Origin of the sequence: Nevskia ramosa DSM 11499, assembly GCF_000420645.1 — a bacterium.
Lineage (GTDB): Bacteria > Pseudomonadota > Gammaproteobacteria > Nevskiales > Nevskiaceae > Nevskia > Nevskia ramosa.
Window position 1 is genome coordinate 12294 of record NZ_ATVI01000008.1, and the last position, 19319, is coordinate 31612.

General features: G+C 66.1%; 17 protein-coding genes. 12 read left to right on the forward strand and 5 right to left on the reverse strand.

The genetic code is table 11. The features are described 5' to 3' along the window. Positions 1-9 precede the first annotated feature (9 nt). On the forward strand, positions 10-1911 hold the full coding sequence (locus tag G513_RS0113590; RefSeq protein ID WP_156891671.1) for a hypothetical protein: 1902 nt from the start codon (positions 10-12) through the stop codon (positions 1909-1911). Here the strand turns inward: G513_RS0113590 and astD are convergent. Beyond that, positions 1875-3371 (reverse strand): succinylglutamate-semialdehyde dehydrogenase, encoded by a 1497-nt coding sequence (astD, locus tag G513_RS23025; protein ID WP_022977400.1) that lies wholly within the window; start codon positions 3369-3371, stop codon positions 1875-1877. The two genes, G513_RS0113590 and astD, sit on opposite strands and share 37 nt — an antisense overlap. Positions 3372-3724: 353 nt before the next feature. Here astD and G513_RS0113600 point away from each other — a divergent pair, with 353 nt between their 5' ends. From G513_RS0113600 to G513_RS0113625, 6 genes are all read left to right on the forward strand, one after another. Beyond that, on the forward strand, positions 3725-6040 hold the full coding sequence (locus G513_RS0113600) for a catecholate siderophore receptor Fiu (RefSeq protein ID WP_022977401.1): 2316 nt from the start codon (positions 3725-3727) through the stop codon (positions 6038-6040). A 22-nt stretch (positions 6041-6062) separates the two neighbouring features. After that, positions 6063-6755 carry a Fe2+-dependent dioxygenase gene (locus G513_RS0113605; RefSeq protein WP_022977402.1) on the forward strand — a complete coding sequence of 231 codons (693 nt, stop codon included), beginning with the start codon at positions 6063-6065 and terminating at the stop codon, positions 6753-6755. Beyond that, a complete protein-coding gene (locus G513_RS23030) occupies positions 6752-7441 on the forward strand; it encodes an energy transducer TonB (protein WP_022977403.1) in 690 nt (229 codons plus the stop codon). Before G513_RS0113605 ends, G513_RS23030 begins: the two co-directional genes overlap by 4 nt. Before the next feature lie 81 nt (positions 7442-7522). Beyond that, entirely contained in the window at positions 7523-8260 is a 738-nt protein-coding gene (locus G513_RS0113615; RefSeq protein ID WP_022977404.1) for a MotA/TolQ/ExbB proton channel family protein, read from the forward strand. 1 nt (position 8261) lies between these two features. Further along, positions 8262-8750 carry an ExbD/TolR family protein gene (locus G513_RS0113620; protein ID WP_022977405.1) on the forward strand — a complete coding sequence of 163 codons (489 nt, stop codon included), beginning with the start codon at positions 8262-8264 and terminating at the stop codon, positions 8748-8750. Then, on the forward strand, positions 8747-9421 hold the full coding sequence (locus G513_RS0113625) for a PepSY-associated TM helix domain-containing protein (protein WP_022977406.1): 675 nt from the start codon (positions 8747-8749) through the stop codon (positions 9419-9421). The genes G513_RS0113620 and G513_RS0113625 overlap by 4 nt, the downstream gene beginning before the upstream one ends. Here G513_RS0113625 and G513_RS25825 read toward each other — a convergent pair. Further along, a complete protein-coding gene (locus G513_RS25825; RefSeq protein WP_156891672.1) occupies positions 9411-9653 on the reverse strand; it encodes a hypothetical protein in 243 nt (80 codons plus the stop codon). The two genes, G513_RS0113625 and G513_RS25825, sit on opposite strands and share 11 nt — an antisense overlap. On the opposite strand from G513_RS25825, the gene G513_RS0113630 reads away from it, so the two are divergent. From G513_RS0113630 to G513_RS0113640, 3 genes are read left to right on the forward strand one after another with little or no spacing between them, the layout of a single operon-like run. Next, entirely contained in the window at positions 9646-10206 is a 561-nt protein-coding gene (locus G513_RS0113630; protein ID WP_022977407.1) for a DUF2271 domain-containing protein, read from the forward strand. The genes G513_RS25825 and G513_RS0113630 overlap by 8 nt on opposite strands. Before the next feature lie 14 nt (positions 10207-10220). Continuing rightward, entirely contained in the window at positions 10221-11030 is an 810-nt protein-coding gene (locus tag G513_RS0113635) for a DUF4198 domain-containing protein (protein ID WP_022977408.1), read from the forward strand. 22 nt (positions 11031-11052) lie between these two features. Continuing rightward, the gene (locus G513_RS0113640; RefSeq protein WP_022977409.1) at positions 11053-12099 is read left to right on the forward strand and encodes an FAD:protein FMN transferase; all 1047 of its coding nucleotides are present in this window, start codon (positions 11053-11055) and stop codon (positions 12097-12099) included. 7 nt (positions 12100-12106) lie between these two features. On the opposite strand, the gene astA is transcribed toward G513_RS0113640, so the two are convergent. From astA to G513_RS0113655, 3 genes are read right to left on the reverse strand one after another with little or no spacing between them, the layout of a single operon-like run. Further along, positions 12107-13120: an arginine N-succinyltransferase gene (gene astA, locus G513_RS0113645; protein WP_022977410.1), complete on the reverse strand. Its 1014-nt coding sequence runs from the start codon at positions 13118-13120 to the stop codon at positions 12107-12109. Positions 13121-13130: 10 nt separating this feature from the next. Then, entirely contained in the window at positions 13131-13481 is a 351-nt protein-coding gene (locus G513_RS0113650; protein ID WP_022977411.1) for a tRNA-binding protein, read from the reverse strand. Continuing rightward, positions 13478-14722, reverse strand: a complete 1245-nt coding sequence (locus G513_RS0113655; RefSeq protein WP_022977412.1) for a hydrolase — start codon at positions 14720-14722, stop codon at positions 13478-13480. Before G513_RS0113655 ends, G513_RS0113650 begins: the two co-directional genes overlap by 4 nt. A gap of 116 nt (positions 14723-14838) precedes the next feature. On the opposite strand from G513_RS0113655, the gene G513_RS23035 reads away from it, so the two are divergent. Together G513_RS23035 and G513_RS0113665 are read left to right on the forward strand one after the other, a co-directional pair. After that, on the forward strand, positions 14839-18798 hold the full coding sequence (locus G513_RS23035; protein ID WP_022977413.1) for a DUF8508 domain-containing protein: 3960 nt from the start codon (positions 14839-14841) through the stop codon (positions 18796-18798). Between the two features lie 71 nt (positions 18799-18869). Then, complete coding sequence (locus G513_RS0113665; RefSeq protein WP_022977414.1) at positions 18870-19289, forward strand: PaaI family thioesterase; 420 nt, start codon at positions 18870-18872, stop codon at positions 19287-19289. The last annotated feature ends 30 nt before the right edge of the window (positions 19290-19319 follow it).

The following is a 19319-nucleotide window of genomic DNA, read 5'->3' on the forward strand; positions in this document are numbered from 1 at the left end:
AGAGAAATCATGAGTCCGATGCGAATTCCGTCGCCTGCTGCAGGCGCCTTTCTGGCCCTGACGGCGCTGCTGTCGGCCTGCAACGGCAACGATGCCGGCAGTGTTCCACCACCTTCACCACCCACGCCGGTCGCGATGACCACGGTCAGCGGCCGCGCTGCGATCGGCGCGCCGATCACGGCTGCCGCGATCAGCCTGCGCTGCGGCGATGGCAGCACGGCCAGCGCCAGCAGCGGCAGCGATGGGGCCTGGACCGTGCAGGTGCCGACTACGGCCCTGCCTTGCGCGATCCAGTTGTCCGGCGGTTCGGTGGCGGTGGCTGCCAATGCCGAGACCTTCTACTCGCTGGCCCGTGGCAGCAGCGCGGCGGCGATCGCCAACACCACGCCGCTGACCGATCTGGCGCTGGCGCAAGCCGTAAACACCGCGACCGGGCTGGCGCTCGATGCCTGGTTCGGCGGCGCCAATCTCGCCACCCAGTTGCCGCAGGTCGCCAGCGGAATCGATGCCGCCGTCGCGGCCCTGCGCGCGGCGCTGACCACTGCCGGCTACACGCTGCCCGCGGCGGATTTCGATCCTGTCATTGCCGCGATCGCACCCGGCACGGCCGGCGACGCCTATGACGGCTTGCTCGATCTCTACGCCCAGGCGCTCAGCACTGCGAGCCGAAGCTACGCAGCGGCACGCGGCGACTTCACTTCGGGTGGCGCGCTGGCAGCCGCACCTTCAACACCCCCTCCGCCGGTTACCGATGTCGTGTCCGGCCCGCTGACCGCGCCGGGCTCGGCCACCCTCGGCGCGTTCTTCGGTGCACTGGCCGGTGACTACCGGCTGCAGGTCAGCAACGTCTACGGCGGCGCCGAGGGCGAGTTCCCGAACGCCAGCCTGCACAGTGTCCAGATCCTCGCCGACGGTACGGTGAACCTGATCGGCAACACGCAGACCGTCAGCTATCGCTATGTCCAGCGCACGCTGAGCGACTACACGCAAGACAACCCGGGCACTGCCACCGAGAAGGACATCGCCCGCTACTACGCCGCCAACGGCAGTTCGATCGATCTGTTCATCACCTACGAGCCGGCGCTGGGCTATCTGACGCTGACCGCGCAGGGCTTCGCCGGTGCCGAGAGCGGGGTGCTACTGGTCTCCAGGCAGCGCGATGTCACGCCGCCGCCTCTCACACCCACCACGCCTGCAGACTCGCTGGCGGCACAGCTCAGCGCCGCCTATGTCGGCCAGTACGTTGTCGCCTGTCCGACCGATAGCGGCGGCACGGTCAACCGCACGATCGTCATCAATGCCGATGGCACCGGCAGTGTCGACGGCCTGGCCAGCGTCGATGCCGGCAACGGTGGCGGCGTGATCCTGCAGGGCAACAGAGCTTACAGCTCGCTACGCCAGTCCGGCAGCTATACGTCGCGTTTCCTGCTGCAGTTCCTGCCCGATGGCAGCATCCAGCCCGCAGCCGTCAACGTCATTGCCTTCGAGACCAGCAAGAGCCGCAACTGCACGGGTGTCAGCGGCCGCGCCAATCTTGCGGCTGTGAACGCTGCGGCGATCGTCGGCGGCTATGCCCGCACCGCCACGCTGAACTGCCCGGCAAGCACTGCGGCCGGCGTGCCCAGCGGCAGCACCGCGTTCTCGATCGCGGCGGATGGCTCGATAAGCCTCGGCGTCCTTTCGGTCAGCCCGGCGCAGTACAACGAGTACAAGAGCTATTACTTCGAGGACAGCACCACCTATGCGCCTGCCGACAATGCCTTCGCATCGCACAAGCAGGTGATCTCGGTGGGTTACACGCCGAACGGCACACTGAACACGACCAATCTGTCGCTGTCGGTCGACGCCAGCGGCGCGATTCTCGGAGTTCGCTATCAGTACGGCTTCACGGCCGCTGAGTGCACGCCGTAGGCAGATGGATCTACGGCGTCGAAGCCCGGCGGCGGCAACAGGCGATCGGCTTCGGTCGTCGCCACCGGATAGCTGCAGTAATCGGCGGCGTAGTAGGCGCTGGCGCGGTGGTTGCCGCTGGCGCCGACGCCGCCGAAGGGATAGGCACCGCTGGCACCGGTGGTCGGGCGATTGCGATTGACGATGCCGGCGCGGCTGGCCCGCTGGAAGGCGGTCCATTCCGCGTCGTCATCGCTCAGCAGGCCGGCGGACAGGCCGTAGCGGGTGGCGCGGGCACCACGCAGCGCTGCGTCAAAGCTCGAGTAGCGGATCAGCTTCAGCAACGGGCCGAAGTGTTCTTCGTCCGGCAGGCTGTCAGCGATCGCGGTCACGTCGATCAGCGCCGGCGTCACGTAGGCCGCGCCGAGTGACAGCTGGGTCATCGGCAGCAAGGCAGTCGCGCCGCGAGCGAGGAGATCGGCCTGCACCGCGAGCAGGGCTTCGGCGACCCGGCCGGACACCACCGGCCCCATGAACGGCTGCGGCAGGCTTTCCGCCGGGCCGACGGTCAGCGCGCTTGCCGCATCGATGAGCGCGGCCACCAGTGCATCGCCTTGGGCATCGTCGGCAATGAACAGCCGGCGTGCGCAGGTGCAGCGCTGGCCGCTGGTGATCCAGGCGCTTTGAACAATTTCATGCACGGCGGCGGCGATGTCGTAGCGACTGCCGACCACCAGCGGATTGTTGCCACCCATCTCCAGCGCCAGGATCGCGCCGGGATGGGCGGCGAACTGCTGATTCAGCAAGGCTCCCGTGCGCGAGCTGCCGGTGAAGTACAGACCGTCCAGATCGGGATGACGGGCAATCGCTTCGCCGGTCGCCCGTTCACCTTGCAGCAGGTTCAGTACGCCCGGCGGCAGACCGGCATCGATCCAGGTCTGGACCATCGCCGCCGCGGTCATCGGCGTCAGCTCGCTGGGCTTGAAGATCACCGCATTGCCGGCCAGCAGCGCCGGCACGATGTGGCCGTTCGGCAGATGGCCGGGAAAGTTGTACGGGCCGAACACCGCGACCACGCCATGCGGACGGTGCTCCAGGCGGTGACGGCCGAAGGCGGTGGTCTGCTCCTTGTGGCCGGTGCGTTCGTTCCAGGCCTGGATCGACAGCTCGATCTTGCCCGCCATCGTCGCCACTTCGGTCCGCGCTTCCCACAGCGGCTTGCCGACTTCGCGGGCGATGGTCAGCGCGATCGCTTCGCTGCGTTCGCGCAGGAGGTCCGCATAACGGCGGGCGAGGGCGGCGCGGTGCTCGAAGCCGGTGTCCGCCCAGGCCTCGAAGGCAGTGCGTGCGGCGGCGAAAGCGGCGTCGACGTCAGCAGCGTCAGCCGCCTGGCCACGCCAGATTTCGGCATCGGTCGAAGGATTGCGCCGGGTGAACTCGGGACCGTGTCCGGCTTGCCAATGGCCAGCGATGTAAAGCATCGCGTGTCTTCCGATGAAGGTCAGTGGCGATTATGTCGGAGCGGTCATCAACCAGCGCCGCGGTGCAGCAGCGTTCGGTGAAGCAATTCCGGAGCCTTTGAGGCGATCAAGGCGTCGGAAAAGGGCGATTTTGTGAATTTTGCGTAGAGATATCGGCGTGTTCGCGGGTATTTCGCACCTAAAGCCTGCAAGTCTTTGCAAATGAGAACGCCTATCATTTATCATGCCTGCATCTCGTCAGGCACAACCGGGCAGCGGCATCGCTTCGGTACATACCGAAAAGATCCACTGTCCCGCAGCCTCGTCAAGACGGCGGCGCGGGGCTTATTGACCCCTTTCGGAGTAACTCGTCAATGTCGTCGCCCCTGTTTCGCCTGAGCCCGATCGCCGCTGCCGTCCTCGCTTTCCATGCTGGCCCCGCCGCAGCCCAGACGGCCCCCGCCGAACCGGCAACGACGCTGCCGACGGTCAAGGTTGAAGACTCCGCCGCTGGCGGCATCAAGGCCGACAAGGTCAGCTCGCCGAAATTCACCCAGCCGCTGCTCGACACGCCGCAGACGATCAGCGTGGTGAAGAAGGAGCTGATGAAGCAGCAGGGCGCACTGACGCTCAGCGACGCGCTGCGCCTGACCCCGGGCATCACCTTCCAGCAGGGCGAGAACGGCAACACCACCAGCGGTGACGCCGTGTTCCTGCGCGGCTTCGATTCGCAGGGCAGCATCTTCGTCGACAACATCCGCGACATTTCGCCGGCAACGCGCGATCTGTTCAATCTTGAGCAGGTCGAGATCGTCAAGGGTCCGGCCGGTGCCGACAACGGCCGCGGCGTCGCTTCGGGCTACATCAATCTGGTGTCGAAGACGCCGTTCGCCGATGACGCCATCGGTGGCTCGCTGGCTTACGGCACGCGTGACCGTCGCCGCGGCACCGTCGACGTCAACCGCAAGATCACCGACGACATCGCCGTGCGCCTGAACGTGGTCGGCCAGGACGGCGGTGTTGCCGGCCGTGACAAGGTGGAGAGCCAGCGCTGGGGTGTGGCACCGAGCATCGCCTTCGGGCTTGGCACCCCGACGCGGATCACGCTGTTCACCCAGCACATCTTCCACGACAATGTGCCGGATGGCGGCGTGGTGTCGGTCGGTGTCTCCGGCTGGCGCAATCCGACGCTCGATAGTCCGGAAACCAATCCCAACGGCGTTGTCGCCGAGCGGGTCGACAGTTCGAACTTCTATGGTCTCGACACCGATTACGAGAACATCGACGTCAACACCTACACGGGACGTTTCGAGCACGACATCAAGCCGGGCTACACGGTCACCAACACCTCGCGTTACAGCCGGGCTTCCCAGTGGCGCGTGCTCACCGCACCGAGCGGTGCGCCGACCTTCGGCGATGTCAACGATCCCTCCACCTGGACCGTTGGCCGCTCGCGTCAGGGCATCGTCCGCCACAACGAGCTGCTGACCAACCAGACCAATCTGCGCGGTTCGCTCACCACGGGCGTGATCAAGCACGATTTCGCCAGCGGCTTCGAATTCATCCAGGAATCGCAGAGTCAGCCGACCTACGCCGTCACGGCCACCACGCCCGCGCAGGTGCAGCAGCGCGCCGACGTCTACAACCCGAACGCTTCCGATCCGGGTGTCGATCTGTCGTACAACGGTGCGTACACCGACGGCCGCACGCAGACCGGTGCGGCTTACCTGAATGACACCGCGAAGTTCGGCGAGCGGGACCAGTTCCAGCTCAGCGGCAGCCTGCGCTTCGAGCGCTATCGCACGGAAACCGAGGCCGGCACGCTGTCGACCGCCGCTGCGAACCCGGGCGTGACGCCGGTCGGCACGCTGCTCGGCTCGCGGCTCACCAAGAGCGGCACGCTGGTCACCTACAAGGCCGGTGGCCTGTGGAAGCCGCTGCCGAATGGTTCGGTCTACGCCTCGTACGGCACCAGCAAGCGTCCGCCGAGCGGAGACAACTTCGCACTGAGCGCGACGACGACCAACATCAATTCGACCGCGCTGGCGCCATCGAAGGCCGACAGCGTCGAAGTCGGTACCAAGTGGGATCTGCTCGACAACAAGCTGGCGGTGACCGGCGCGCTGTTCCGTACCGAATCGAAGAACGACATCGCCCGTCAGTCCGGCAACGAGATCGTCCAGTACGGCAAGCGCCGTATCCAGGGTGTGGAACTCGGAGTGGTTGGCAATCTCACCGAGGCCTGGCAGTTGTCGGCGGGCTACACGTTCCAGGATGCGAAAGTCTCCGAAGGCACGATTGCCACCGACGGCACCTCGACGCAGAGCGGCGCCGCAGTCAACTTCTCGCCGAAGAACAGCATCACGACCTGGACGAGCTACAAGCTGCCGCTCGCCTTCGGTCCGATCACCGGTCCGCTGACCATCGGTGGTGGCCTGCGTTACATCGACAGCCAGGCACGCACGATCAACAACAATCTCGGCAGCGTGACCACCGGCGTCGTCAAGGTCGAGGACTATTTCGTTGTAGATGCGGTTGTGAGCTACGAAGTGACGGCCAACCTCGGTCTCCAGGCCAACATCTACAACCTGCTGGACGAGGACTATGTCGGTGCGGTCAACAACAATGGCCAGCGCTATCAGCCGAGCATCCCGCGTTCGTTCCTGCTGGCGCTGAACTTCACGTACTGATGTTCCGATCTGCTGCCCGCTCATGATCGTCCGAATTCCTGGTCTGCTTGAAGCCCGTCCGCTCGCGTTCATCCGCGAGCGGCTGGCCACGGTCGACTGGGAAGACGGACGAGTCACGGCCGGGCCGCAGGCGGCGAAGGTCAAGCACAACGACCAGCTCACCGAAGACCATCCGCTGGCAAAGGAGCTGGGCGAAGTGGTGCTGGTGGCCTTGTCACGCAGTGCCTTGTTCACCTCGGCGGCGCTGCCGCTGAAGGTGTTCCCGCCGATGTTCAACCGCTACACCGGCGGTGGGCATTTCGGTGCACATATCGACACCGCCGTACGCCTGAGCCGGCAGCCGCCGCATCGGGTACGTACGGATCTGTCGGCAACTCTTTTTCTCGCCGATCCGGACAGCTATGACGGCGGCGAACTGGTCATTGGCGACAGTGATGAGATCGGCGGTGTACAGGCGATCAAGCTCGCGGCCGGTGATCTGCTGCTGTATCCGGCGACGCATCTGCATGAAGTGCGGCCAGTGACGCGCGGTGCGCGTCTGGCTTCATTCTTCTGGGTGCAGAGCATGGTTCGCGACGACGATAACCGGCGTCTGCTGTACGACATGGACCGGGCATTGATGACGCTGCGCGAACTGCATCCCGAAGGCCATCCGGCGCTGATCCGTCTGACCGGCACGTATCACAACCTGCTGCGCAAATGGTCTGATCTGTGAGCACGATCGCGATCCAGGAACACGGTTATCGGTGCGGCCAGCGGATGTCGGCGCGGGGTCGCGTCATTGCCGCCATCGTCGTGATCGGTCTGCACCTTGGCGGTTTCACGAGCTTGTTGATCGCCCGCAGCGAAGCCTTGCCAGCGCCGGAGCCGGTGGTGATGCAGGTGACGATGATCGCGGAGGCGCCGGTGGTGATGATCGAACCGCCGCCACCGCCACCCGAGCCAGTGAAGCCGAAGCCCCAGCCGCGGCTGATGGCGACCGCCAAGCCGACACCGTCGGCGATCGTCACGCCGCCACCGGATGACGAGCCGGTGACCGAAGCGGTGGCCGAAGAACCGAGTCCGCCAGCACCTCCGGCAGCGCCCGCATCGTCGCCACCTGCAGAGCCGGCGATCGTGCCGCCGAACTTCGTTGCCGCGTATCTGAACAACCCGGCGCCGATCTATCCGTTTTCGGCCAAGCAGCGCGGTGAATCCGGCACGGTGTTCTTGAGGGTGCTGGTGACCACGGAAGGCGTTGCCGGGAACGTGACGATCGAGAAGTCCAGCGGTTCATCGAGCCTCGACAACGCGGGGCGCGACATCGTCTTCAAGCGCTGGCGTTTCGTGCCGGCCAAGCGCGGCGATCAGAAGGTGGAAGCCTGGGTGATCGTGCCGATCGAGTTCAAGCTGAAGGCGTAAGGCGGTCGAGAAGACTGTTGTTCTCCCGCTCCCGAGGGGAGAGGGCTAGAGCTGTTTTGAATTGAAAGATCAGGAATTGAAATGGACGCAGCAACACCCGGTATCGGCTTCGGCCATTTTCTCGCTCAGGCCGATGGCGTGGCGAAATTCATTCTGGTGCTGATGGCCGTGGCCTCGGCGGCGAGCTGGTATCTGATCGTCACCAAGCTGGTCAGCTATGCGCGCGCCAAGCGGCGCAGCTCGGCATTTCTCGATTTCTTCTGGAACGCGCCGTCGCTGGACGTGGTCGCCGCGCAGATCGAGCAGAAGCATCCGGACGAGCCGTTCTCGCATCTGGTCTATCACGCGATCGTCGCCAGCCGGCATCACGAGCGTCATGGCATCAATCGCCTGAACGAAGCTGGCAGCAGCAGCGATTTCGTCACCCGCACCCTGCGCAAGACCATCGATGAAGAAACCGCGAGTCTGGAATCGGGCCTCACGGTGCTCGCCTCGGTCGGTTCCACCGCGCCGTTCGTGGGCCTGCTCGGCACGGTCTGGGGCATCTACCACGCGCTGGTCGCGATCGGCGTGTCCGGTGCCGGCACCCTGGACAAGGTGGCGGGCCCGGTCGGCGAAGCGCTGATCATGACCGCCATCGGTCTGGCGGTCGCGATTCCGGCGGTGCTCGGCTACAACCTGATCGTCCGCGCCAATCGCCTGACTCTGGCGCAGCTCGATGCCTTCGCGCACGATCTGTTCGCCTTCCTCGGCACCGGTGCCAAGATCGACTCGGCCGGCGGCAACGTCACGCCGCTCAAGGTCAGCGGAGCGCGCTGAGATGGCCTTCGGAAGCTTTGGCGGCGGCGCCCGCAACAGTGCGCCGATGGCTGAGATCAACGTCATCCCGCTGGTCGACATCATGCTGGTGCTGCTGGTGATCTTCATCATCACTGCACCGCTGCTGACCCACGCGGTGAAGATCGATCTGCCGAAGGCCGACAGCACCACCAACGTGCAGCAGGCCGACAACATCCAGTTCGCGATCGACGCCGACAGCCAGCGCTGGTGGAACGGCGAGAAGGTGGACGAGGCACAGACCATCGAACACCTGCGCGCGGCCGGCAGCCAGACGCCATCGCCGGAACTGCATCTGCGGGTCGATCGCAATGCCCGCTACGAGATCATCGCCACGGTGATGAGCGAAGCGGCGAAGGCCGGCGTCACCAAGGTCGGCTTCGTCACCGATCCCAGCGGCGCGCCGCTGGCCAGCGTGATGCCGGTTTCCAGTGCGGCCGAGAAGCCGGCCACGCCGCCCAACAAGCCGTGAACGCTGCCAGCACCCGATCGACGCCGGCCATTGATCCGCGCGCCAAGCAGAAGCGCCGCGCGTGGTGGCTGAAGCAGCTGCACACCTGGCACTGGATCAGTGCCGCGATCAGCCTGATCGGCATGCTGCTGTTCTCGGTCACCGGCATCACGCTCAATCACGCGGCAGACATCCCGACCAAGCCGGTCGTGGCGCGCAGCCAGGCTGCGCTGCCGGAGTCCTTGCTCGATGAGTTGCGCGTGGTCGCCAAGCAGGCGGTGGACGACGGCGCGACGCCGGCGATGCCGGAAGCTGCCGCCGACTGGCTGGTGAAGGCGCTCGATATCCACGTCGCCGGCCACGCCGTCGAATGGTCGGCCGAAGAGGTCTACGTCTCGCTGCCGCGGCCGGGCGGTGACGCCTGGATCAACGTCGATCTGGCCACCGGCGAAGTCGAACGGGAAACCACCGATCGCGGCGTCATCAGCTATCTCAACGATCTGCACAAGGGCCGTCACACCGGCTTCGCGTGGAGCGTGTTTCTCGATGCTTTCGCCGTCGCCTGCCTGCTGTTTTCGCTGACCGGCCTGTGGCTGCTGCACCTGCATTCCAAGGGCCGCAAGCTCACCTGGCCGCTGGTCGGCTTCGGAATGCTGGTGCCGGTCGTCGTCGCACTGATCTTCATTCACTGATCGCCGAATGAACGCATCCCCATTCAAGCGTCATCCCCGCGCAGGCGGGGATCCAGTTCACCTGCTTCCAGCGGTGCGCGAGCATCAGAACTGGATTGTCGAGCGCATCCCTGTACTCGACCTGCTTGCGCAGGCTCGCGCTCCGATTCGCTCCCGGCGAATCGGTCCCGCCTGCGCGGGAATGACGTCTTCCATTTGAAATCCACTCACGACTAGAGAAATCAGTGAACAAGAACCACCTCCTGCCGCTGCTCGCCGCGCTCGGTGCGCTGCCGGCCAGCGCCGCCCAGCTCGATGTCAGCGTGCAGATTCCGCAGCTCGATGTCGCCGAATATCACCGGCCGTATGTCGCCGTCTGGGTCGAGCGCGAGGATCGCAGCGTCGCTGCCAATCTGAGCGTCTGGTACCAGGTCAAGCGCGGAGGTCCGCCGCAGGCACAGCCGTTGGCACCTGGCGCCAAGCCGGCGAGCAGCGAATCCGGCACCAAGTGGCTGCCCGATCTGCGCCAGTGGTGGCGCCGCGGCGGCCGTGATCTGACGATGCCGAGCGACGGCCTGAGCAGCGCCACCAAGCCGGTCGGCACCTACGAGCAGAGCTTTGGCGACAAGAGCCCGCTCGCCGCACTGCCGCCGGGCCGCTACAAGCTGGTCGTCGAAGCGGCACGCGAGGACGGCGGCCGTGAACTCGTCGACCTTGCCTTCGAGTGGCCGGCCAAGGCCGCGACCAGTGTCGATGCGCAAGGCAAATCAGAACTCGGCGCCATTCGCGTCGCCGTCAAACCATGAACCGGAAGTCCCTCATGACCAAGCCCATGCCCAAGCTCGCGCTGTTGCTGCTCGCTGCCGCGCTGCCGTTCGCCGCACACGCCCACAAGGGCTGGCTGGCGCCGTCGAAGACCGTGCTCAACGTCGATCAGTGGATCACCGTCGATGCCGGCGTCTCCACCGACCCTTTCGTTCGCGATCACAACGCGATGAAGCTCGACAACCTGGTGATCACCGCGCCGGACGGCAGCACAGTGCCTGCCGAGAACACCGCCAGCGGCAAGCTGCGTTCGACTTTCGATCTGCAGCTGAAGCAGGTTGGCACCTACCGCATCGCCATCCTCAACGAAGGCCTGAACGCCAGCTGGACCGAAGATGGCAAGCCGAAGCGCTGGCGCGGTACGGCCGACAAGTTCGCGGCCGAAGTGCCGGCCAAGGCGGAAGGCCTGAAGGTCAGCGAATCGCAGGGCCGTCTGGAAACTTTTGCCACTGCCGGCAAGCCGAACGACACCGCCCTGAAGCCGACCGGCAAGGGCCTGGAGCTGGTGCCGGTCAGCGGTATCGCCGATCTGTTCGTTGGCGAGGAAGCGACGTTCCGCTTCCTGCTCGACGGCAAGCCGGCGCCGAACCTCGAAGTGGAAGTGATCCGCGACGGTACCCGCTACCGCAATGCCATCGGCGAGAAGACCTTCAAGACCGATGCTGAAGGCCAGGTGAAACTGAGCTGGACCGAGCCCGGCCTGCACTACCTCAGCGCCAGCGTGCAGGACGCCAGGACCAGCGTGCCGCAGGCCAAGGAACGTCGCGCCAGCTACACCGCGACCGTGGAAGTGCTGTCGCCGTAATGCGCCAGGGATCGGCGCTCTGATGGACGATGGCGCGCCGCCCGCGGATCGGCCGGTCGAACTGCTGATTCCGGCGCAGTTCAGCGCCGCCACCCACGCCGGGCCGGATCGCTCGGCCCAGGTGGTGGCGCTGTCCGGCATCACGATGGGCACCACCTGGTCGGTCCGCTGCGCGATGCGCGCCGCGGATCGGCAGGACGCGGTCAAGGTCGGCATCGAAGCGGTGCTGGCCGATCTCGTTGCCCAGCTCAGTCACTGGGAGCCTTCGTCGGCGCTGTGTCGCTACAACGCGGCACCGGCCGGCAGCTGGCAGCAACTGCCGGGCGATTTCGCCGAAGTGCTCGACGCTGCGCTGCGCATCGCCACAGCCACGGACGGCGCGCTTGATCCCACCGCCGGCCCGCTCGTCGATCTCTGGGGCTTCGGCCCGCCGGGGCCGCGTGCGCAGCCGCCATCGAAGGCCGAAATCGAAGCTGCGCGCAGTCGCATCGGCTGGCAGAAGCTGCGCCGTGATCGCGATCGTCTGCAGCAGCCGGGCGGCATCGCACTGGATTTCTCGGCGATCGCCAAAGGTCATGCGGTGGATTGCGTGGCGCTCTGGCTGCACAGCGCCGGCCTGCCGCATCACCTGGTCGAGATCGGCGGTGAACTCCGGGGTCAGGGGGTCAAGCCCGATGGCTCGCCGTGGTGGGTCGATATCGATGGCCGTGCAGCGATGGAGGCACTCGCCCGCATCGCGCTCGACGGCCTCAGCGTCGCCACCTCAGGCGATGCCTATCGACACTTCGAGCATGGTGACCAGCGTTACGCGCATACGCTCGATCCGCGCAGCGGCGCACCACTCGCCGATGCGCCGACGGCGGTCACCGTCATCCATCCGTTGTGCCGAGAAGCCGATGGCTGGTCGACGGCACTGAGCGTGCTCGGGCCCGATGCCGGGCTGCGGTTGGCTGATCAGCTGGGGCTGGCGGTGCGCTATGTGCTGCATGACGGGTTGCGTGATGAGGAACGCAGCCACATTCGATGCAGCCGCGCCTGGTCGGTGCTCGCCAATCAGGAAAACCCGTAGTGCTCGCTCAAGCCAGCGAGCTGAACCGCACCTCGTCGCCGCTATCGACATCGAGCGCTTTGGCCAGCTCCGGTGGCAGGGTGATGTGGCCGTTCTTGATCGCGATCTCGGCGTAGGCGCAGCGGAAGGCGTCGAGCTGGGTGTTGGCGATCAGGCAGGGCGCGCCCTGCAGCGGCTTGCCGATGAACACGGTCACCACCTGGGCGCGGCGGATCGTGCGGATCTCGTCGAGCGGCGCTTCGACACTTGGTCCGCCATCGAAAATGTCGATGTAGCCCTGATAGCGGAAGCCTTCCTGTTCGAGCAGATGCAGCGCCGGCTCGGTCTGCGCATGCACCTTGCCCATCACCGCCTGCGCGGCTTTCGGCAGCAGCACCGCGTAGATCGGGTGGGGCGGCATCAGCTCGGCGATGAAGGCCTTGTTGCCGGTGCCGACGATGTGCTCGGCGCGGTCGTAGTCGACGGTGAAGAAGTGCCGGCCCAGGCCTTCCCAGAACGGCGAATGGCCGTTCTCGTCGGAGACGCCGCGCATCTCGGCGATCACTTTCTTCGCGAAGCGATCCGGGAAATTGGCCATGAACAGGAAGCGGCATTTCGACAGCAGCTTGCCGGCGCCTTCGCCGCGGAAGCCGGGTTTCAGATACAGCGAGCAGAGCACACTGGTGCCGACCAGATCGTTCGACAGGTACAGGGTCGGCACCCGGTTGTAGATGCCGAGTTCGCGCGAGGCGTGGATCGTGGTACCCACCCGGTAGCTGTAGAACGCTTCATCGAGTCCGCAGGAGGCTTCGATCGCGCAGCAGGCACCGATCTCGCCGGTGTCGGTTTCCTCCATCACGAACAGATAGCGCTGCTGGCCGGGTTCATCGACATCGGCCGCGAACGAAGCTTCGGATAGCGCGATCTTCGCGGCCAGATACTCCGGCACCGGCGGCAGCGAGGTGAAGCCGGCGCCAGCGGTTTCGGCCATCTCGACCAGGGCGGACAGATCGGCAGCGCGAATCGGGCGGATCAATTTCATTGGGCTCGTTTCAATAGACGCGAAGGCCGTTTTCGACCACTTGATCGACGCTCAGCGTCACCAGCCCGGTCGGCGAATCGACGGCAAGCACCAGGCATTCGCTGACGACGGCGGCGACCTTGCGCGGCGGGAAATTGATGACGGCGATCACCTGCTTGCCGATCAGATCGGCAGGCGTGTAGCGCTCGGTGATCTGGGCGCTGCTGGTCTTGATGCCGAGCGCGCCGAAATCCAAGGTCAGCTGGTAGGCCGGCTTGCGCGCCCTGGCGTTCGGCTCGCAAGCCAGCACCGTGGCAACGCGCAGATCACAGGCGAAGAAGGTGTCGATGTCGGTCGGTGCAGCCGGGGTCTGGTCGATCATGGTCGTGGTGTCGACAGCGGCCAGTGAAGTTCGCCGCTGGCGAGCTTCAGCAGCAGGCTGGCGCTGAGCCGCGCGCGTTCGGCGAGGCTGGACCAGCGCATCCATTCGCGATCCGAATGGATATCGCCACCGACCACGCCGAGGTTGTCGACATTGGCCAGCCCGGCGGCGGCGAGGTTGTTGCCGTCGCAGCAACCGCCGGTCGGGCGGAATTGCAGCTCCAGGCCGAGGTCGCGGCCGCAGTCGCCGAGCAAGGCCTGCAGCTGCGCGGTGCCGGCGGAGATCACTTTCGGTGGCCGGGTGAAGCCGCCGTGGCGTTCGACCTTGAAGCCATTGCGATCGTTGGCGCGGGTCAGCAATAGATCGAGCTGATCATCGAGCCAGCATTCGTCGGACGGCTGCGAGGTGCGCACATTGAACTTCAGCACCGCGCGGTCCGGCACGATGTTCAGCGCGCCGCCGCCGTGGGTGTAGCCCAGATTCAGGGTCAAGCCATCGCGCTGGCCGTTCAGGCGATGCAGTTGCAGCGCCAGCTCGGCGGCGATTGCAATGGCGTTGCGGCCATCTTCGGGATTGCGCCCGGCGTGCGCGGCGCGGCCTTCGATGACCAGATCGAAATTGCCGCTGCCCTTGCGCTCGGAAGCCAGGCCGCCGTCGGCATAAGCCGGCTCGTAAATCAGGCCGAAGTGATGGCGACTGGCGGCTTCGAGCAGCAGTGGTGCCGAACCCTGGCTGCCGATCTCCTCGTCCGGATTGAGCAGCACTTCCCAGCCGATGCGTTCGCGCTGCGAGCTGCGCTCGAGCGCCGTGAGCGCCAGCAACATGGTCAGCAGCCCGCCTTTCAGATCGGCGACGCCGGGGCCGTTGAGCGTGTCGGCATCGAGCCAGCGCGCCTGCTGGAACGGGTGCGCCGCGCCGAACACGGTATCGAGATGGCCGCAGAGAAAGACCTGCAGCGGCGCCTCCGGCCGTAGCCGCAAGCGGCGGGCATGGCCGATCGGCCGGCTGCTGCGCTCGCCGCGATCACCCGTTGCGATGTACTGCGGCAGCGCGATGGTTTCAGCGCTGGCACCGAGCGGCGCGAACAGCGTCAGCAGGCTGGCGCCGACCGCATCGACGCCGTCGACATTGAAGCTGCCGGAGTTCTGGTTCGACAGCCGCAGCAGCGTGTCGCGCAGCGCATCGGCCTCGCCCGTTATCGAGGCCAGGATCGCGTCATTGCTTGCCGGGTTCGCGTGCATGAGCCCGAGTGTACCGGCCCGAGAACTGTCAAATGCCTGTCGCCTGCTCGTCACGTCGCGGCGGCAGGCTCCGGTCACTAGCGATTCGACATTCAAAAAACAGACTTGGGGGCGTTATGGAAGGCAATCGGGTGAAGGTGTTGGTGGCGGCAGCGGCGACGCTCTTTTCGGCGAGCTCGGCGTTCGCACAAGCGGCCGGCGGCGTGGTGATCTCGCAGTTCGCGGTGCGCGGACCTGCGGGCGGCAACGACGAGTTCGTCGAAATCTTCAACACCGGTTCCTCACCGATCGCCATCGGCGGCTGGACCTTGCAGGGCTGCGCCAACGGCACACCGGGCAATCCTTCGGTGCGCGCCACGGTGCCGGGCGGCACCAGCCTGGCGGCCGGCCAGTTCTACCTGTTCGCCAACACCGCGGCCGCCGGCTATTCGCTGGGTGTTGCGCCGGATGCGACCTACGCGACCGGCATCACCGATCTGTCCACCACCGGCTTCTCCGGCATCCGCCTGGTGCCGAGCAATTCCGTTGCGCTGAGCGGCGTCGCGGTCGACGGTGTCGGCAGCGGTGCCAGCCCTTGCCGCGAAGGCAGCGGCATCGTCACCCCCAGCACCACCGGCGCGAACACGGCGTTCCTGCGCCGACTGGTCGCCGGTGTCGTGCAGGACGGCAACGACAACGCCACCGACTTCCCCGGCCCAGCCGCAGCGGGCGCTCCGCGCAACAGCGCGACGATCATCGGCGGCGGTGGCAGCAACCTGCCGACCGTCAGCCTGGCCGTGGAACCGGCTGCGTTCAGCGAGCTCGGCGGCTCGGCCGTGGTCACCGCGACCTTGTCGGCGGCCTCCACCTCGCCGGTCACCGTCAACCTGGTATTCGGTGGCGCGGCGAGCAGTGGCACGGACTACTCGGCTAGCAGCGCGTCGCTGAGCATTCCGGCCGGCGAGCTGTCCGCCACGCTCACCCTGAGCGCGATCGACGACTCGATCTTCGAAGGCGACGAAACCATCACCGCCACGCTCGGCACCTTGAGCAATGCCAGCGCCGGCACGCCGAACAATGTCACCGCGACGATCGTCGAGAACGATCAAGCGCCGCCGCCAACGGTCGGCGCGCGCATCTACCAGATCCAGGGCGCGCAGCACCGCTCGCCGATGGTCAACATGGCGGTCAGCAATGTGCCGGGCATCGTCACCGCTCGGGCTGCCAACGGCTTCTACATGCAGGACGGCGATGGTGACGGCAATCCCGCCACCTCGGACGGCATCTTCGTGTTCACCTCTACGGCACCGCCGGTGGCTGCGGCAGTCGGTGCTCAGGTGCTGGTCTCCGGCACGGTGTCGGAGTTCCGCCCGGGCAACGACGCCGAGAACCTGACGGTCACCCAGATCGGCTCGCCGACGGTGACGCCGTACGTCGGCAATGCGCTGTTCACCAACACCGTGATCACGCCGACGATCCTCGGCAACGGCGGCCGCATCCCGCCGACCGACATCATCGACAACGACAGCCTCGGCAATGTCGAGACCAGCGGCACCAGCCTGTTCGATCCGGCGCAGGACGGTCTCGATTTCGACGAATCGCTGGAAGGCATGCTGGTACAGGTCAACAACGCCCGCGCCACCGGCCCGCGCAACAGCTTCGGCGAGGTCTGGGTGCTGGGCGACAACGGCAGCAACGCCACCGGCGTCACTGCGCGCGGCGGCGTTGCGCTGGTCGAACGCGCGACCGGCATCGACTACAACCCGGAGCGCATCCAGCTCGACGACGGCCTCAACGGCATCACCATGCCGGCCGGCATCAACACCGGTGACAGCCTCGGCACGGTGACCGGCGTGATCAGCTACTCGTTCGACAACTACGAGCTGCTGCTGACCCAGGCGCCTACGGTGACGGTCAACCCGCTGCCGCCAGGCGTGCGCAGCATCCAGGTCGGCGGCGACCGTCTCAGCGTCGGCGCCTACAACGTCGAGAATCTCGACCCGAACGACACTTCGTTCGCGCGTCTCGCTGGCCAGATCGTCAACGCCATCGGCGCGCCGGACGTGCTGGCGCTGAGCGAGCTGCAGGACAACAACGGTGCAACCAACAACGGCACTATCAGCGCCGACCAGACCATCGCGCTGCTGCACGATGCGATCGTCGCAGCCGGTGGTCCGAGCTATGAAGCGGTGCAGATCAACCCGGTCAACAACCAGGATGGCGGCGAGCCCGGCGGCAACATCCGCGTCGTGCAGTTCTACAACCCGCTGCGGGTGACGTTCGTGCCGGGCACCGCCGGCTCCGGTGGTTCGCTGGACGCCACGGCGCCAACTCTGGCCGGCGGCAAGCTGGCGCTGACGCTTTCGCCGGGCCGAGTGGCGCCCACCGACAGCGCCTGGAACGCCAGCCGCAAGCCGCTGGCAGTGACTTACGATTTCAACGGCCGCCGCGTGGTCATCATCAACGTGCACTTCAACTCGAAGGGCGGTGATCAGCCCTTGTTCGGCGTCAACCAGCCGGCCGTGCTGAGCAGCGAAGTGCAGCGCCGCCAGCAGACGACCCTGGTCAACAGCTTCGTCGACAGCCTGCAGAGCCTCGATCCACAGGCGCGGGTGATGGTGCTCGGCGACCTCAATGACTTCGACTTCAGCGCGCCGCTGCGCATCCTGCGCACCGGCACGGACGGCACGCGCGACACCTTGCGCAATCTCGGCACCGAGCTGGTCGCCAATCCGGCCGAGCGCTACAGCTACGTGTTCGAAGGCAACTCGCAAGAGCTGGATCACATCCTGTCGACGCCGCGCCTGCTGAACGCCGGCGCGCAGTACGAAGCGCTGCACATCAACGCCGAGTACGCCGACCAGGCCAGCGATCACGACGCGCTGCTGTCCTCGTTCCTGCTGCCGGCCAATGCCGCGCCGTCTGCCGTTGCCACGGCCGTGCCGGCGACGACCACCGGCGGCAACCTGGTGAGCCTCGATGGCACTGCCTCGACCGACAGTGACGGCCGCATCGCCACCTACGCCTGGACGCAGACCGGCGGACCGGCCGTGAGCCTGAGCGGCGCCACGAGCGCTACGGCCAGTTTCACCGCGCCCTCGGTCAGCAGCACGACCCTGCTCAGCTTCACACTGCAAGTGAGCGATGACGAAGGCGCTGCCGACTCGGCCAGCACCAGCGTCACGGTGCGGCCGCCGGTCGACACCACGCCGCTGCCGTTCAGCTTCGCGGCGAAGACCGATGTCGCGCTCGGCGCCGTGGTGGTTTCGGATTCGATCGTCGTGCTCGGCATCAATGCGCCGGCGGCGATCACCGTCAGCGGTGGCGAGTACTCGATCAACAACGGCGCGTTCAGCAGCCTGGTCGGCGCCGTGGTCAACGATGGCGACACCGTGCGGCTGCGCCAGACGGCCTCGAACCTGCCGGCGACCACGACGACGGTGACCCTGAGCATCGATTCCGTCAGTGCCGACTTCAAGGTCACCACCGTGACTTCGGCGGTCGACACCACGCCGGATCAGTTCCGCTTCGTCGATCTGAGTGATCAGGCTTCGTCGGCCACCGTGCGCAGCGAACGGGTGAAGATCACCGGTATCGCGGCACCTGCGGCGATCAGCATCAGTGGCAATCCGAACGTCATGTACCGGATCAACAACGGACCGCTGACTCGCGAACCGGGCCTGATCTCGCGCAACAACAGCATCCTGCTGCAGGCGGTTTCGGGTCCGAATGCCGGCGATGTGGTGTCGGCAACGATCACCGTCGGCGGCGTCAGCGATGAATGGTCGGTGACCACCGGCCTCGACCAGACGCCGGACAGCTTCAAGTTCCCGGCACGCAGCAATGCCCAGCGCAGTGCCTTTGTCGCTTCGAAGGAGATCACCATCAGTGGCCTCAACGGCCCTGCGCCGATCAGCATCGATGCCGGCGCCCGCAGCTACAGCATCAACAACCGGCCGTTCACCGGGCCGTCGACGGTGGTCAACGGCGATCGTGTGCAGATGCTGGTGGCGGCTTCATCAGCTCCGGGTGGTTCGGTGACGGCGACCTTGACCGTCGGCACCTTCTCGGCCGCGTGGACGGTGAACTCACGCTGATCGCTCGCACGCTGTCGTAACCAGGACCCGGGCAGCTAAGCTTCCCGGGACCTTTGATTTCCACGAGCCTCATGAGCGATCTCCTTCCCGAAGCCACGCTGGACTACTTCATGAAGCTGCAGCCCGGCACCTTGCCGGATCTGCTGGGCCTGGAAGTGCTCGAAGTGGGCGAGGGCCTGTTGAAAGGCCGCATGAAGGTCGAGCGTCGGCACCATGCGCCGAACGGTTTCCTGCACGCCGCCAGCATCATCGCGCTGGCCGATACCTGCGCCGGCTACGCGACGTTCGCGCATCTGCCGAAAGGTGCCAGGGGTTTCACGACGATCGAGCTGAAAAGCAATTTCTTCGGCACTGCGCTCGATGGCTACATCCACTGCACGGCGACGTCGCGCCATCGTGGCCGGACGACGCAGGTCTGGGATGCCGAAGTCAGCAATGACGCCGGCAAGCTGATCGCGGCGTTCCGCTGCACGCAGATGATCTTGAGCTAGCCGGATACCGGGCAAGAAGAAGCCCCGCAA